Raw genomic sequence first — 14272 nt, forward strand, 5'->3', positions numbered from 1 at the left:
GATTTCATCCCATAATAGAGCAATGGTACACCGGGAGGGGGGGTTCGTCAACCGGAAAATGTCGAAGCGGCTAGGCGTTTAAAAGCAAGACTCCCGTAGCGTTTCCAAGCGAAATGGATTTGATGAATCGGGACTTTTCGACGGGATTCTCACTTGCGGATAAGGACGGGCGTTCCGACGGGAACTTGATCGTAAAGCCATCTTACGGAAACGTTATGCATGCGAATGCAGCCCCCGGACACATACTTGCCAATGGAGTTCTCGTTGTTCGTGCCGTGAATGCCGTAGGCATAGGATATCTTCCCGTTCACCGTCACCTTCAGGCCCAGCCAGCGATCTCCGAGCGGGTTCTTGGGGTCTCCTCCTTTGATTTTCTCCTTGTAATAAGGCCTGTTCTTGATCTTCTCGCGAATGGAGAACAGACCCTCCGGCGTGTAGGATGCCTTCTTGCCGGTTGCGACGGCGAACGACTTGATGAGCTTGCCTTCCTGGTAGTAGTACAGGCGATTATCCGACTTGTCGATGACGATGAAGTGCTCATACTTGGCATACTTCGCGTCCAGCAGCGTATTGGCGGCTGCTGCTCCGGCTGTGATCGAGGGGAAGAGGAAGGCAATAACGGCCGCAAGCAGGAAGGTGATTCCATACGCGCGTCTCCTCATGGGGCGACACCTCCAACCGATGATCTCCAATTATATGGCGCCGGCCGGCGGGGGATGAATGAAGTTTCGGTAAAGGGGGAAAACGCGGATAAGCTGTCTATTGCCGCAGACAAGAGGGGGAGGGTGTTGGAAGGGCGGATTCCGTCATCCCGTTTCCGGGCATGATCCCGCAAAAAAAGAAGCTGTTCCCGGGTCTGCAATAGTCCCGGAGGAACAGCTTCTCTTGGATAATGGACGAGCTTCTTACTTCTTAAGCGCAACCGCGATCTGCGCCGCAACTTTCGCGTTGTGGTAGACGAGCTGGATGTTGGTGGCCAGGCTGTCGCCCCCGGTCAGCTGCTTGATGCGGCCGAGCAGGAACGGCGTGACTCGCTTGCCTGTGATGTTCTGTTCGTTCGCTTCTTGGAGGGCTTGCTTGATCACGCCTTCGATCTCTTCGTTCTTCATGGCGTACTCTTCCGGAACCGGGTTCGCGATGATGGCGCCGCCATTGAGGCCGAGCTCCCACTTCGTCTTAAGCGTGGTCGCGACTTCGTCCGGCGTGTCGTGGCGGAAGTCGACGCCGTAGCCGCTCTCGCGGGAATAGAACGACGGGAACTCGTCCGTCTTGTAGCCGACGACAGGGACGCCATGCGTCTCCAGGTATTCGAGCGTGCGGCCGATGTCGAGGATCGACTTGGCGCCGGCGCAGACGACCGCGACATTGGTGTTGGCAAGCTCCGTCAGGTCGGCGGAGACGTCCATCGTGTTCTCGCCTTCGCGGTGCACGCCGCCGATGCCGCCGGTCGCGAATACCTCGATGCCGGCCAGCGCGGCGCCGATCATCGTGGCGGCGACCGTCGTGGCGCCGATCTTGCCGGAGGAGAGAATGTAGGCGAAGTCGCGGCGGCTGACTTTCTCGACGTTCTTGCTCGTCGCGAAGGCTTCCAGCTCTTCGTCGTTCAGGCCGATCTTGATATGGCCGTCCATAATGCCGATAGTCGCAGGAACGGCGCCTTGCTCGCGAATGATGTTCTCGACGGCGCGAGCCATCTCGATGTTCTGCGGATAAGGCATGCCGTGGGAGATGATCGTCGTCTCCAGGGCAACGACGGGCTTGCCGTTCTTAAGGGCTTCTTCGACTTCCGGCGTGAATTGCAGGTAGCGGTTCATTTAATCATGTCCTCTCATCTGTTGAATGGTTTGGTTCAGTTCTTCCGCGGTCAGGCGGTCCGACACGGAATCGGACGTCTGCAGCGCGAGATGGGAAGCGGCCAAGCCGAGTTGGCAGGCTTCCAGGTAATTGCGTTCGCGCAGAACGCCATAGGCGACTCCGGCGAGGAAGGCATCCCCGGCTCCGGTCACCTCGACGACCTCGGTCGGGATGGCGGCGAGCTGCGTGCCGGATTCGGCTTCGCTGCCCGAGTAGAAGACGCCGTCCTTGCCCATCGTAATGAAGACGTGTCCGGCTCCCCGCTCCCGAATGGCGGCGGCTAATCGCCCCGCTTCCGCGCTTCGGTCTTCGGCAGGCACGGCGCCTTCGGTCCCCGTGCCCATCTTCCCGCCATAGGCCAGCTCGCGGGCTTCCGCCAGATTCGGGAAGATCGCGGTGACGCCTTGAAGGGAATCGGGCAGCTTCTTGCTCTTCTCCGGCGAGATCGGATCGATGAACAGAGGCAGCGACTCGGCGCGGCAGCGTTCCACCAGGTAAGCGAGGCAATCGGCCGGCAGGTTCGTATCGACGACGACCAGCCGGGTCGATGCGATATGAGGCCACTTCTCGTGAAGCAAGGCAGGGGTGAAGCTCTCGTAGATGTCCATGTTGGCAAGCGCAAGGAACATCTCTCCGTCTTGGTCCAGCACGGCGGTATAAGAGCCGGTGCGTTCGCTTCGGAGCATGACGGAAGGGCTTGTGTCGACTCCGTGCCGGGCCGTCTCTTCGAGAACCCAATGGCCCGCCTTGTCGTCGCCGGTCAAGGCGAGCAGGGAGACGCTGCAGCCGAGGTGCGCCAGGTTCTCCGCGATGTTCCGGGCGACCCCGCCGCAAGCTTCGGTAACGGTCACCGGATTGGAGGCGGCCAGACGCAGCGTCTGCTTGCCGGTCGCCTTGCTGTCCAAGTTCGCTCCCCCGATGCAGATGACCGAGCCCTCGTCGGACGTGACGTAAGCTCTTCCTTTGATGCTCCCCTTGCGCGTAAGCGAGGCAATATAGCCTGCCACCGCGGAGCGGGAGATGTTGATCTGCTCAGCCAGCTCCTTCTGGGAGATGAACGGGTTGCGCCTAATGAGCGACAAGATCTGTTGTTCTCGGTCCATTAAGGTCTCCTCTAAGCAAAAATAAACTTATGTTTATATTATAAACATAAGTTTATAGAGACTCAAGCATGAAGTTTTGTTTATCCGCGAAGCATGGGGGTCAGGTCGGAGATGACGGAGGCGAGCTCCTGCGAGCTTCGCTCATACATGAGCTTGGCTTCTTCATTGCGGGTCGATACCGCGAAGAGTTCCAGATCGGCTTGCGTTTTCTTCAGGTTGGCGAGAAGGAGCGCCTTGCCTTGGGGAGCCGGAACCTTGATCTTGTCATCGTACAGATCCACGTATAGCTGCTGGTAAGCATCCACCGTCCCCATGAAGACATTTTCCACCGAGACCCCGATCTTCTCGAGCTCCGTGTGAAGCCAGCCTCGGTTCAGGCCGATCGTCGCCAGAGGTTCGTCGAGAATCTCCCCGTCCATGACGACGGTCTGCGGCTCGACTTCATTGACCAGCTTCATGCCCATAGTGCTGGCCGTTAGCGGCTGCTTCTCCTTCTTGAGCAGGATGCTGAGCTCTCCGTTCGTCTCCATGACGGCGAATTCGACATCCGCGACGTTGAAGACGTTCTTGTTCCGCAGCTGCTCCAGCAGCTCGTCCCCGGAGATCCGTTCCTTCTTCAGGTTATCCTCCAGGATCTTGCCTTCCTTGACCATGACCCGGCCGGAGCCCTCCAGCAGGTTGCGCAGCTTCTTGCTCTTGAGCGTCAAGACTTCAAGGCCGAGCGGAATGACGAACCAGACGAGCATGGCGACGACGCCGTGAAAATAATTCTTCTCCAGATCGGTCGACAGGAACCCGGCGAGATCGCCGAGAGTGATGCCGAGGATATATTCGAAGAAAGTGAGCTGGGAGATCTGCTTCTTGCCGAGAATGCGCGTCATGAGGAAGAGCATGACAAGCGCACCCAGGGCGCGCACGGCTATGACATACCAATCTGTCATGACTTAATCCTCCTTGGGCGGTTCCGGGCTGTGCTCGATGGCGACGGCATGGGCGATGCAAGGAATCGATTCGCTCTGCTGAAGGGCGACCGGGGAATGAAGGGAGCCGGTTGCCACGACAAGGATCCGCTTCAGCTCGCCGGATCGGACCTTGCGGATGAGATGGCCGTAGGTGACGGACGCCGAGCAGCCGCAGCCGCTGCCTCCCGCTTGGACCATCTGCTTCTCGTAGTCGTAGATCATCATTCCGCAATCCTTGAATCGCGTCTTATGCATAGGGACATTGTGCTTGTCCAACAGGTCGCTGGCGATCGCATGCCCCACTTTGGCCAGGTCGCCGGTTACGATAAGGTCGTAATGGTCGGGACCGACCTGCAGATCGCGAAAATGGGCGGTAATCGTATCGACGGCGGCAGGAGCCATCGCGGCGCCCATGTTGAACGGATCCTTGATGCCCATATCGATCACGCGGCCGATCGTTGCCGAAGCCACGACCGGACCCGAGCCTTCCATGGACAGAACGGCCGCCCCGGCCCCGGTTACCGTGTATTGGGCGGAAGGGGGCTTCTGCGAGCCGTATTCGGTCGGGTAACGGAACTGCCGCTCCGCCGTCGAGTTATGGCTGCAGGTTCCCGAGAGGACGTATTTGGCGCCGCCGGTGCTAACGATATAGGAGGAGAGCGCCAAGCTCTCCATGGAAGTCGAACAGGCTCCGAAAACGCCGAGATACGGAATCGTCAGCGTACGGGCGGCATAGCTGCTGCTCGTAATCTGATTCATGAGGTCGCCGCCGATATAGAACTGGACATGCTCCTGGGTGATGCCGGCGCGCTCGATCGCGATGCTGGCGGCTTCCTCCATCAGCGTCCGTTCCGCCTTCTCCCAGCTGTCCTGTCCCAATCGGGAATCCCCATGGACGATATCGAAGTCTTCGCCGAGCGGACCGCGGCCTTCGAACGGGCCTACGACCGCGGCGGTGGACACGATCACGGGCTTCTTGTGGAAAATCCAGCTTTGATGGCCTTTCAACATTAGCGCTTATCCCTCCTGCGTAAGAATCATCCGGATAAGACCGACGATGAACGCCGCCGCCGTTCCGAAGACGATAACGGGGCCGGCGAGCTTGAACATATTGGCTCCGACGCCCAAGACAAGCCCTTCGCTTCGATGCTCGATCGCGGCAGAAGCCATGGCGTTCGCGAATCCGGTTACCGGAACGGCGGAGCCCGCGCCCGCCCACTGGCCGATTCGGTCGTATACCCCAAGGGAAGTCAGAAGGACCGACAGGATGATCAGGATGGCAACGGTCGGATTGCCCGCGGTTTCTTTAGAGAAACCTCCCCAGCGAATCATCGCTTGTTGGATTCCTTCTCCGATCAAGCAGATCAATCCGCCGACCAAGAAAGCCCGAAGGCAATTCACGCCCACGCGGCGCTTCGGCATTCTGCGAAGCGCCACTTTCTGATATTCCTGCTGAACGGGAGTCAGCTTCTTCAATTTGCTGTTTGGCATTCGGCCGCCTCTCTTTCTTCGCCATTTCTCTTAAGGTTGCCAGAACGCCCGCAATTTACGACACGGCCGCCAATAATGATTTCGTTTGAAACGGGGCAATTTATATAGGTCCTATTCGAAGGGACTTCGACATTAAGCCTGCGAGGTGAGAAGCATGACGGTCGCATCCCAAGTCAAGAACTGCGTAGCGTCCTTGAAGAGCGCGCAAGCCAGCTTGGAGCAGTTCGCATTGTCGACTCAGAACCAAGAAGCCAAGACGCTGTTCACGAATGCCGCGGCGCAGACGCAGCAAGTCTTGACCCAAGTGGAATCCCGAGTACAACAGCTCGAGAACGAGGAGCCCCAGTACAAAGGCTTCTAAGCCGCGAGGCGATGTTGAATGAATGAGAGGCGGCCCGAACGGGGTCGCCTCTTTCTCGCATAATAACCATATTTAGCATGGGAAATCGCATTTCTACTATTATTAATGGGCCATGTCCAATGCGGGCTACATACGGCTGAATGGCGTCGAAATAGCTGAAAATTCAACAAAAGGAATTGATTTTATGGTGGAGTCGCTTTAAACTGAAAAAGAATTTTTAACATGCGGTCATTTATGAAACAGAGAAGGGGAAATGAAAATGAAGAAAAAGTTGTGGGCACCGCTGCTGCTTGCGATCGCCATGCTGGCTGTAACCGCTTGCGGCAGCAATTCGAGCGACAATTCCAAGAAGAGCGAGAGCGGCGCCAGCCCGAGCGCAAGTCCGACGACGAGCGCAAGCGCAAGCCCCGCTGCGGCGGACGGCAAGAAGTACAAGATCGCCATCTCCCAGATCGTCGAGCATCCTTCCCTGGACGCGACTCGCGAAGGCTTCCTGGCCGCGCTGAAGGACAACGGCATCGTAGAAGGATCGAACCTGGAAGTCGACTACAACAACGCGCAAGGCGACCAAACGAACAACCTGTCGATCGGACAGAAGCTGGCTTCCGAGAAGCTTGACCTGATTCTGGCGATCGCGACTCCATCCGCACAAGCCGTCGTTAAGAACGTGAAGGACACTCCGGTCGTATTCGCGGCGGTAACGGATCCGCTGGACGCGAAGATCGTCTCGAACCTGGACAAGCCGGGCGGCAACGTCTCGGGCGCTTCGGATACGAACCCGGCGGCGGTTACTCAATTGATGGACTTTATCGCTTCCGACTTCTCTAACGTCAAGACGGTCGGCGTCGTTATCAACGAAGGCGAGTCCAATGCCGTCGTCATGACGAAGATGGCCGAGGAAGCCCTGTCCGCTCACGGCATCAAGCTGGTGAAGGCTCCTGTCTCGAACACGTCGGAAGTCAAGCAAGCTGCCGAGTCCCTCGTCGGACGCGTAGATGCTTTCTATATCACGCTGGATAACACGGTCGTCGAAGGCGTCGATACGATCATCAAGGTAGCGAACGACAACAAGATTCCGTTCTTCTCCAGCGACCGCGACACCGTCGAGAAGGGCGCGTTCGCAACGGTCGGCTTCAAATACTACGACCACGGCTACCAAGCCGGACTGATGGCGGTCGACGTTCTGAAGAACGGCAAGAACATCGGCGATCTGAAGGTGATGATGCAGGAGAAGCTTGACCTGATCCTGAATCTGAAGGCTGCCGAAGCCCAAGGCATCACGGTGACGGACGACATGAAGAGCAAGGTGCAGGACCAAGAGAACGACATTATCCAGTAAGCTGGAATCGGCAGAAATGGCAAGCGAACGGGAGTGAGCGCGCTTCTTGCGAGTTCACTCCGTTTGTCACTTTATAAGGAGGAACGACCGTGCTGAATTCGATGACCGGAGCCGTCGAGTTAGGCCTCATGTACGCCTTGATGGCGCTGGGGGTTTACATTACTTTTCGCATCTTGGATTTTCCCGACCTTACCGTAGACTCAAGCTTCACGACAGGCGGAGCCATATCGGCCGTGATGATCATTCACGGCTACGAGCCTTGGCTCGCGACGTTGGCGGCCTTCTTCGGAGGTCTCGCGGCAGGAGCCTGCACGGGTCTTCTCCATACCAAGGCCAAGATTAACGGCCTGCTGTCCGGGATTCTGATGATGATCGCGTTGTATTCGATCAATCTGAGAATCATGGGCAAGCCCAATATTGCTCTGATCGACGAGCCGACGCTGTTCGGCAAGTTCGAGTCGGACACTTGGATCTACATTCTCGTTTTGTTCGTATTCGCGATTATCGTGAAGCTGCTGCTGGATGGCTTCCTTCATACGGACCTGGGTCTGTCCCTGCGCGCGACGGGCGACAACGCCCGCATGATCCGCAGCTTCGGCGCGAACACCGATCGGACCAAGATCGTCGGCATCAGCTTGTCGAACGGCCTGGTCGCGTTGTCCGGAGCGCTTATCGCGCAGGATGGCGGCTTCGCCGACGTCAACATGGGGATCGGCATGATCGTTATCGGATTGGCCTCCGTCATTATCGGCGAAGCGATTATCGGCCATCGCGTCGTATTCCAAGCCACTCTCGCGGCTATTCTCGGTTCGGTCATCTACCGCATCGTGATCGCGCTTGCCCTTCGCGCGGACTGGCTCCACTTGAAGGCTTCCGACCTGAAGCTGATCACCGCGATCATCGTCATCATCGCGTTGGTTATTCCGACCATTCAGCGTACCCTTAAGCAGAAGAGATTCGCGCGCAGGCGCTCCGCCGAGCTGGCGGAAGCCGCTGCGGCTAGAGCGGGAGGTCGATCCTGATGCTGGACATCCAGAACGTAACGAAGCTGTTTAATCCGGGAACGATCGACGAGAAGATCGCTCTCGTCGATATCAACCTCCAGCTCAAAGCGGGCGATTTCGTTACCGTTATCGGGAGCAACGGCGCGGGCAAGTCCACGCTGATGAATATCATCTCGGGCGTCATGAAGCCGGATCTGGGCGACGTGCGCATCGAGGACGCCTCCGTCGCTTCCGTCTCCGAGTTCAAGCGCAGCCGCTGGATCGGACGGGTATTCCAGGATCCGATGGCGGGCACCGCCCCGAACATGACGATCGAGGAGAATCTGGCGATGGCTTATCTCCGCGGCAAGCCGCGCGGGCTGAGCTGGGGAGTGTCGGCCGGAAGGCGCAAGCTGTTCCGCGAGCAGCTCAGCCGGCTCGGCATCGGCCTCGAGAATCGGCTTCGGGCGAAGGTAGGCCTCTTGTCGGGAGGCGAGCGTCAGGCGCTCAGCCTGCTGATGGCGACTTTCACCGAGCCTCGCATCCTGCTGCTGGATGAGCACACCGCAGCCCTGGATCCCGCTCGGGCGGAGCTGATTACGAAGCTGACGGATGCCATCGTGCGGGAGATGAAGCTGACGACGCTCATGGTTACCCACAACATGGAGCAAGCGATTCGCCTCGGCAATCGCCTGATCATGATGGACAAGGGCCGCATCATTCTCGATATTCCGGAGAGCAGGAAGAAGGACCTGACAGTCGCCCAGCTTCTCGGGGAATTCGAGCAGATCAGCGGCAGCAAGCTTGCGGACGACCGCGTCGTTCTTGGGTAAGCTAGGAATAACGCTGTCCCATTAGACCAAACATCAAAAGAGCCCCTGCCTTAGGCGGGGGCTCTTTTTGATGCTTCCTAGGCTTGTCCGTTATCTTTCCTCCTCCGCGCGATAGACAGAATCATTACCTGTAACCAGGATATTAGAGGGATGGCGATAATAAGATAGTGACGGCCGGTAAAATCGATGCCGAACACCCGCGACTCATCGTCCAAACCATATAGCATCCAAGCGGACTTAAGAATAAACAGGTTCAAACAGACTGCAGAAAGCATACCCAGCCACTTGTTGTTGCTCTCCTTCTCAATCCGGACGGAGAGAATCGTCGAGATTAGGAAAGAGCCTATGATGATTAAGGGAATCAACTCTTCACCACCTAAAGGAATTGCAACGAAGTTATGTCGCTGCTGCGTATCGGATTCTCTCTTCTATTTTACGATAGAAAACGCTTTATAGTTACAAGAAAATGGAATTAATAGAAAAAATGCGACTTTAAGACTGAAAGAAGTTAGAAGCTGCGCATTTATCCAATCTTAGCCAAACTTTCAGTTGCCCTTCATCTTGGATTCAGCTTCGTATGGAACAATGGAGAGCGATTGCGAATGCGGAGTTCTTACGCGGAGGGAGCCGCAAGCAAAAAGGGGGATCAGGCTATGTCGACAGCTAGCCAAGGGAAACGGCGCTCCGAATTCCGAGTAGGCTTGGTTGTCCTCCTTCTCGTTCTCGCGGCCATTGGGATCAGATGGATAGCAGCCGACAGGTTCGCCGGCTTCGTGGCGGATCAAAGGCTGTTCGTTCAATGGATGCAGGATGTTCGCGTACACGGATTAAGCGGAGCGTATTTGCACAATGAGAATATCGATTATCCTCCGGTTTTCCTCGCAATCATGGGGGGATACGGGGCGATTGCCGACATGTTCGGCGTTGTGCCGCAAGCGGGCGAAATGAGCTTTAAGTTCCTTCTGCTGCTGATTGATGTTCTCGCTCTTTGCGCTGCTGCGGCTGCCACGTCGGGCATGAAGAGCGTTCGCTGGCGGATAGGCTTGCTGGCGCTCATTGCGTTCAATCCGGCGCTCCTGACGGACAGCGTCGTATGGGGCCAGGTCGATATGCTCCACGGAATGTTGATGGTGCTTGCGATTCTCCAGCTTCCGCGACGTCCCTGGCTAAGCGGGCTGTTGATGGGACTGGCGCTGCTGACGAAATTCCAGGCCGTTGCCCTTCTCCCGGTGCTCGTCGTTTATCTGCTGATTAGGGGTTGGCAGCACCGCGCCGCGAAGCCGCTTCTCTTATGGCTAGCCGGTTTATGCGCTCCTTGGCTGGCAGCGCTCGTCTATTTCGGCGCAGCGGGCGCGCTCGGAGCGATGATCCGCCAAGCTTATGCGGATGCCGTCGGCGAATACAAGAACGTTACGATGAACGCTCTGAATCTGTGGTTTCATATCGTCGGCGTAAGCCCGGCGAAGGTAGACACGGAACCGTTCGCCTGGGGCTTGTCGCTTCGCGCCTTCAGCCTCCTTCTGTTCGGAGCGGCCGTGGCGTTCATCTGCTATTGCGTCGGCAGGGCGCTTCTGCGCTCTAGGCCGGAGGACGCCGTGCTTCTCCGGGCAGGAGCGGCGATCAACTTCGCTTTCTTTATGCTTCCGACCGAGATGCACGAACGCTACAGCGTCCCGGCTCTCTTATTTGTCCTCTTCGCCGTCATGAAGGATAAGCGCTGGCTCGTCGCTGCCGTCGCTCTTACGGCCACCGTCTTCATTAACCTGACGGTCGTTCTTCGCATGTACCAAGGGGGCGGGCGAGGAAGGCGCGGCGCACCGGGATTCCTGGCGAATCCCCTCGGTTTCGGAAGGGGAGGCGGCGGGGAACGGGGAATGGCCGTCGCGTTCGCCCGGGAGACGGGTTTGTCCGTCTCCTACTCTTGGATCGCAGCCGTAAACGTTCTCCTGCTGATCGGAATGCTAGCGTCTCTCTATCTCGATCAGAGACTAGATACGAGGAGCCGGCGCAGCCCTCCTGCCGAGCTTACGAATTCGGGAATTGAAGCTTCGCCTTCGCGAGGATCGTCGTGATCTTCTGTTCATAAGCGTAATTCTTCTGCTTGTGCTCGATCAGCTTCGCATAAAGAGTCTGCATAGAAGAAAGTGTGCTTGAGGCGCCCGAGACGTCCGGCTTCTTGACGGCCGCGTTGAACGTCTTCAGCAGCGAAGAGAGAGCCGACTTCGAGCTCTGCGCACCGCTCTTCGCGGCCCGGATCTGAACTTTGACCGTATCGATCTCCGCTAAGGTCGAACGGATGGCGGAAGCGATCTTGGCGGTTGCTTCCTTCTCGGCTTTCAGTTCGTCTTTTCTGGCCTTAATGTCTGCCTTGGCCAGTGCGACGGCGGGCTTCAATAAGTCGGCTTGCGCTTGCAGCGCCTTCTTGAGCGTCTTGCTCCCCAGCGCGTTGGCCGCGCTGATCTGCTTCGTCAGCAGCTTGTAATTGTCCAGCAGGGGTTGGTATTTCTCTTCGGTCTTCTTGACCTTCGCTTCGAGCGCCGCGATCTTGGCGGCGTTGATGGTCTTGATCCGGTTCTTCACGAGCGTCAGCTCTTCTTCATTGCTATAGTGAAGCGATTGGATCTTGGCATCTAGGCTGTTCTCCTGCGTCTGCAAAGAACGAAAATTGGTCATCTGGGCGGCCAGCTTCGCCGATTGATTGTCGTTCGCGAAGGCGACGAGCTTCCCCCAGGCGGTCTGAATCGTCGGGCTCAGTTCCACGGAAGCGGCCTCCGCCGGGTAAGGAGACCACATCATTGCTGCCAGAAGCAGCGCCATAAACCCTTGTCCCCATCTCAACCATCTCATGCTCATTCTCAACTTCCCCTTCCTTCGGATAGATTGGCAACGCAAAAAAAAGCACCTGCAAGATTAGCCGGGGTCGGCCGCTCTTACAGGTGCTTCCTTGTAAGGTGATGCGAACTATTGTTCTCCCATCATACACGCGGGAACAAGCTCGGTCAAGCATTATTTATCCAGAAAAAGGTTCGGGTTCCTTGAGGAGGAATCGCCGATTCGAACGGTGGGACTTTTTGTTGGAAAACGTCAGAAAATCCATGATTTTAGAGCAATTATGCAATAACGCGACTTGGCGTTCACGCTTTTATGCATTAAAATAAAGAGAATTGATGGGATTAAAGCTTACACCGATTGCCTAATTGTAAATTCCTAGATATAATGAATTGAAATATTGTGCATCATACATCGTACAAAATTTCGCAACGTGATGCTTAAAGGGAAGTGCGGGGGTTATGCCTGAAGAACGCTCTGATGATAAGCTTTGCCGCATGATCGATATCGCGAAGATGTATTACCAACTGGACTTCAGCCAGCAGGAGATCGCTAACAAGTTCGGCATCTCCCGTCCGACGGTTTCCCGATTCCTGCAGCAAGCCAAGGAAGACGGATACGTCCAGATCAAGATCGTGGACCCGTTCGAGAACAACGGTACGTTGGCGACGCAGCTGGAACGCAAGTTTGGCCTGAAGCGCGCGGTCGTGTTCTCCGTGCCGCAATACGAGGATGCGATCGTCAAGAAGTATCTGGGAATCGCGGCGGCCGAATACCTGAACGAGATGGTCCAAGACGGGGATATTATCGCGACGACCTGGGGGACGACGCTCTATGAGGTCGCGGTCAACCTTCAGGGCAAGCTCGCCAAGAACGTCAAAGTCGTTCAGCTGAACGGCGGCGTCAGCCACTCGGAGACGAATACTTACGCGCATGAGATCGTTCATCTGTTCGGCAGGGCATTCCACACGAATCCTTATTTTATTCCGCTGCCCGCCATCGTCGACCATTACATGGTTCGGCAGACGATCGAGTCGGACCGGCATATTCGGAAGACGTTGGAGCTCGGCAAGCAAGCGAATATCGCGATCGTGACCGTAGGCGTTCCCACGGAAGATTCCGTGCTGATCAAGGCCAATTACTTCTCCGATTCGGAGCTGAGGCTGATCCAGGAGAACGGCGTCGGGGATATCTGTTCCCGCTATTTCGATCTGGAAGGGAAGATCATCTCCCAGGAGCTGAACGAGAGGACGATCGGCATCAGCCTTCAGGAGCTCGGGCAGAAGGAGCAATCCATTCTTGTCGCCGGCGGGGCGAAGAAGGTTGCGGGAATTTATGGAGCGTTGAAGGGGAAGTATACCAACGTTCTGATTACCGATCAATTCACGGCGAAGTATCTGCTTGAACGTTAGGAGGAGAGAGGCGGCGCGGAGCATCCGGGAATGGCATCTCTTGAAGAAGGCTTAGAGGGGGAAAAGATTGTGAGCAACGAGGAATTGAAGGGTCCGAACGCGGACCTTGCATCTTATATCGACCATACGCTGTTGAAGCCGGATAGCACTCTTGAGGGAATCGTTCGCCTGTGCGAGGAAGCCAAGCAATACCGTTTCGCGACGGTATGCGTCAACCCGTTCTGGGTCAAGACGGCGGCTGAACGGCTGAGCGGTTCCGGAGTGGGAATCACGACCGTTATCGGGTTTCCGCTCGGGGCTTCCACGACAAGCGCGAAGGCGGCGGAGACGGAGGACGCGATCGCGAACGGCGCGACGGACATCGACATGGTGCTGAACGTAGGCGCCCTTAAGTCCGGCATGCACGAGGCGGTAGAGAAGGACATTGCGGCCGTCGTCGCGGCAAGCCGAGGCAAGGCGATCGTGAAGGTGATTCTGGAGACGGGGCTTCTGACCGACGAAGAGAAAATCAAAGCCTGCGAGCTGAGCAAGTCGGCCGGAGCGGACTTCGTGAAGACGTCGACGGGCTTCGGTCCGGGCGGGGCGACGGTGGAGGACATCGCGCTCATGAGGCGGACGGTCGGACCGGAGATGGGAGTCAAGGCTTCCGGCGGCGTGCGCGATGCCGAGACCTGCCGCGCGGTTATCGCGGCGGGAGCGACCAGAATCGGAGCTAGCTCCGGGGTTGCTATCGTATCGGGCGGCCAAGGCTCGGGCTACTAATAAGAAGCGGCTGGCTCCGAAGCGTGCTTCGGCGAGCCAGTTCAGGAAAAAGCGGCATAGGGAGCCAATCCCTGTGCCGCTTTTTCCTTAAGCTTCCGCTCATTCTAACCTCTAAGGGAAGTGGGAGCCCTTATTTTCCCGATAATCGGCCTTTAGAAATTCTAACGGAACCAGGGGCCCTTATTTTACGGAAAACAGCCGGATTTGGCCATGAATCCCTGGCTAAGCGTCGCTGATTTCCGTTAAATCCTGAAGCCCGGCGTTGGGAGCTGCTAAGGGTCTCTCAGTTCCGTTACAGTTGTCCCGGATCCCTCGGGTCCCCTAGATCCCCGAACCCCCGAAC

At 57.0% G+C, this 14272-nt stretch carries 14 protein-coding genes; 7 read left to right on the top strand and 7 right to left on the bottom strand.

Annotated elements, in window-relative coordinates; all coding sequences use genetic code 11:
* Window positions 1-149 precede the first annotated feature (149 nt).
* From ELR57_RS26090 to spoVAC, 6 genes are all read right to left on the bottom strand, one after another.
* Window positions 150-662, bottom strand: coding sequence for a L,D-transpeptidase (locus ELR57_RS26090; protein WP_126962569.1), 513 nt, complete (start codon window positions 660-662; stop codon window positions 150-152).
* A 243-nt stretch (window positions 663-905) separates the two neighbouring features.
* Window positions 906-1814 carry a pseudouridine-5'-phosphate glycosidase gene (locus tag ELR57_RS26095; protein WP_126962571.1) on the bottom strand — a complete coding sequence of 303 codons (909 nt, stop codon included), beginning with the start codon at window positions 1812-1814 and terminating at the stop codon, window positions 906-908.
* On the bottom strand, window positions 1815-2957 hold the full coding sequence (locus ELR57_RS26100; RefSeq protein ID WP_126962573.1) for a carbohydrate kinase: 1143 nt from the start codon (window positions 2955-2957) through the stop codon (window positions 1815-1817).
* An 80-nt stretch (window positions 2958-3037) separates the two neighbouring features.
* Window positions 3038-3898: a DUF421 domain-containing protein gene (locus tag ELR57_RS26105; protein ID WP_126962575.1), complete on the bottom strand. Its 861-nt coding sequence runs from the start codon at window positions 3896-3898 to the stop codon at window positions 3038-3040.
* A 3-nt stretch (window positions 3899-3901) separates the two neighbouring features.
* Window positions 3902-4930: a stage V sporulation protein AD gene (spoVAD, locus tag ELR57_RS26110; protein ID WP_126962577.1), complete on the bottom strand. Its 1029-nt coding sequence runs from the start codon at window positions 4928-4930 to the stop codon at window positions 3902-3904.
* A gap of 6 nt (window positions 4931-4936) precedes the next feature.
* Window positions 4937-5410 (bottom strand): stage V sporulation protein AC, encoded by a 474-nt coding sequence (gene spoVAC / locus ELR57_RS26115; RefSeq protein ID WP_126962579.1) that lies wholly within the window; start codon window positions 5408-5410, stop codon window positions 4937-4939.
* 154 nt (window positions 5411-5564) lie between these two features.
* On the opposite strand from spoVAC, the gene ELR57_RS26120 reads away from it, so the two are divergent.
* The 5 genes from ELR57_RS26120 to ELR57_RS26140 all read left to right on the top strand — a co-directional run bounded on the left by ELR57_RS26120 (window position 5565) and on the right by ELR57_RS26140 (window position 10998).
* Complete coding sequence (locus ELR57_RS26120; RefSeq protein ID WP_126962581.1) at window positions 5565-5771, top strand: DUF1657 domain-containing protein; 207 nt, start codon at window positions 5565-5567, stop codon at window positions 5769-5771.
* A gap of 259 nt (window positions 5772-6030) precedes the next feature.
* Window positions 6031-7110 (top strand): ABC transporter substrate-binding protein, encoded by a 1080-nt coding sequence (locus tag ELR57_RS26125; protein ID WP_126962583.1) that lies wholly within the window; start codon window positions 6031-6033, stop codon window positions 7108-7110.
* An 89-nt stretch (window positions 7111-7199) separates the two neighbouring features.
* Entirely contained in the window at window positions 7200-8132 is a 933-nt protein-coding gene (locus ELR57_RS26130; protein WP_238162701.1) for an ABC transporter permease, read from the top strand.
* Window positions 8132-8926, top strand: a complete 795-nt coding sequence (locus tag ELR57_RS26135) for an ABC transporter ATP-binding protein (RefSeq protein ID WP_126962585.1) — start codon at window positions 8132-8134, stop codon at window positions 8924-8926. Before ELR57_RS26130 ends, ELR57_RS26135 begins: the two co-directional genes overlap by 1 nt.
* A 653-nt stretch (window positions 8927-9579) precedes the next feature.
* On the top strand, window positions 9580-10998 hold the full coding sequence (locus tag ELR57_RS26140; protein ID WP_158630182.1) for a glycosyltransferase 87 family protein: 1419 nt from the start codon (window positions 9580-9582) through the stop codon (window positions 10996-10998).
* On the opposite strand, the gene ELR57_RS26145 is transcribed toward ELR57_RS26140, so the two are convergent.
* Window positions 10952-11779 carry a hypothetical protein gene (locus ELR57_RS26145; RefSeq protein WP_126962589.1) on the bottom strand — a complete coding sequence of 276 codons (828 nt, stop codon included), beginning with the start codon at window positions 11777-11779 and terminating at the stop codon, window positions 10952-10954. The genes ELR57_RS26140 and ELR57_RS26145 overlap by 47 nt on opposite strands.
* 437 nt (window positions 11780-12216) lie before the next feature.
* Here ELR57_RS26145 and ELR57_RS26150 point away from each other — a divergent pair, with 437 nt between their 5' ends.
* Window positions 12217-13167: a DNA-binding transcriptional repressor DeoR gene (locus ELR57_RS26150; protein ID WP_126962591.1), complete on the top strand. Its 951-nt coding sequence runs from the start codon at window positions 12217-12219 to the stop codon at window positions 13165-13167.
* Window positions 13168-13236: 69 nt separating this feature from the next.
* A complete protein-coding gene (deoC, locus tag ELR57_RS26155; protein WP_238162702.1) occupies window positions 13237-13929 on the top strand; it encodes a deoxyribose-phosphate aldolase in 693 nt (230 codons plus the stop codon).
* Window positions 13930-14272 lie beyond the last annotated feature (343 nt).

Source organism: Cohnella sp. AR92 (genome assembly GCF_003990975.1).
GTDB lineage: Bacteria > Bacillota > Bacilli > Paenibacillales > Paenibacillaceae > Cohnella.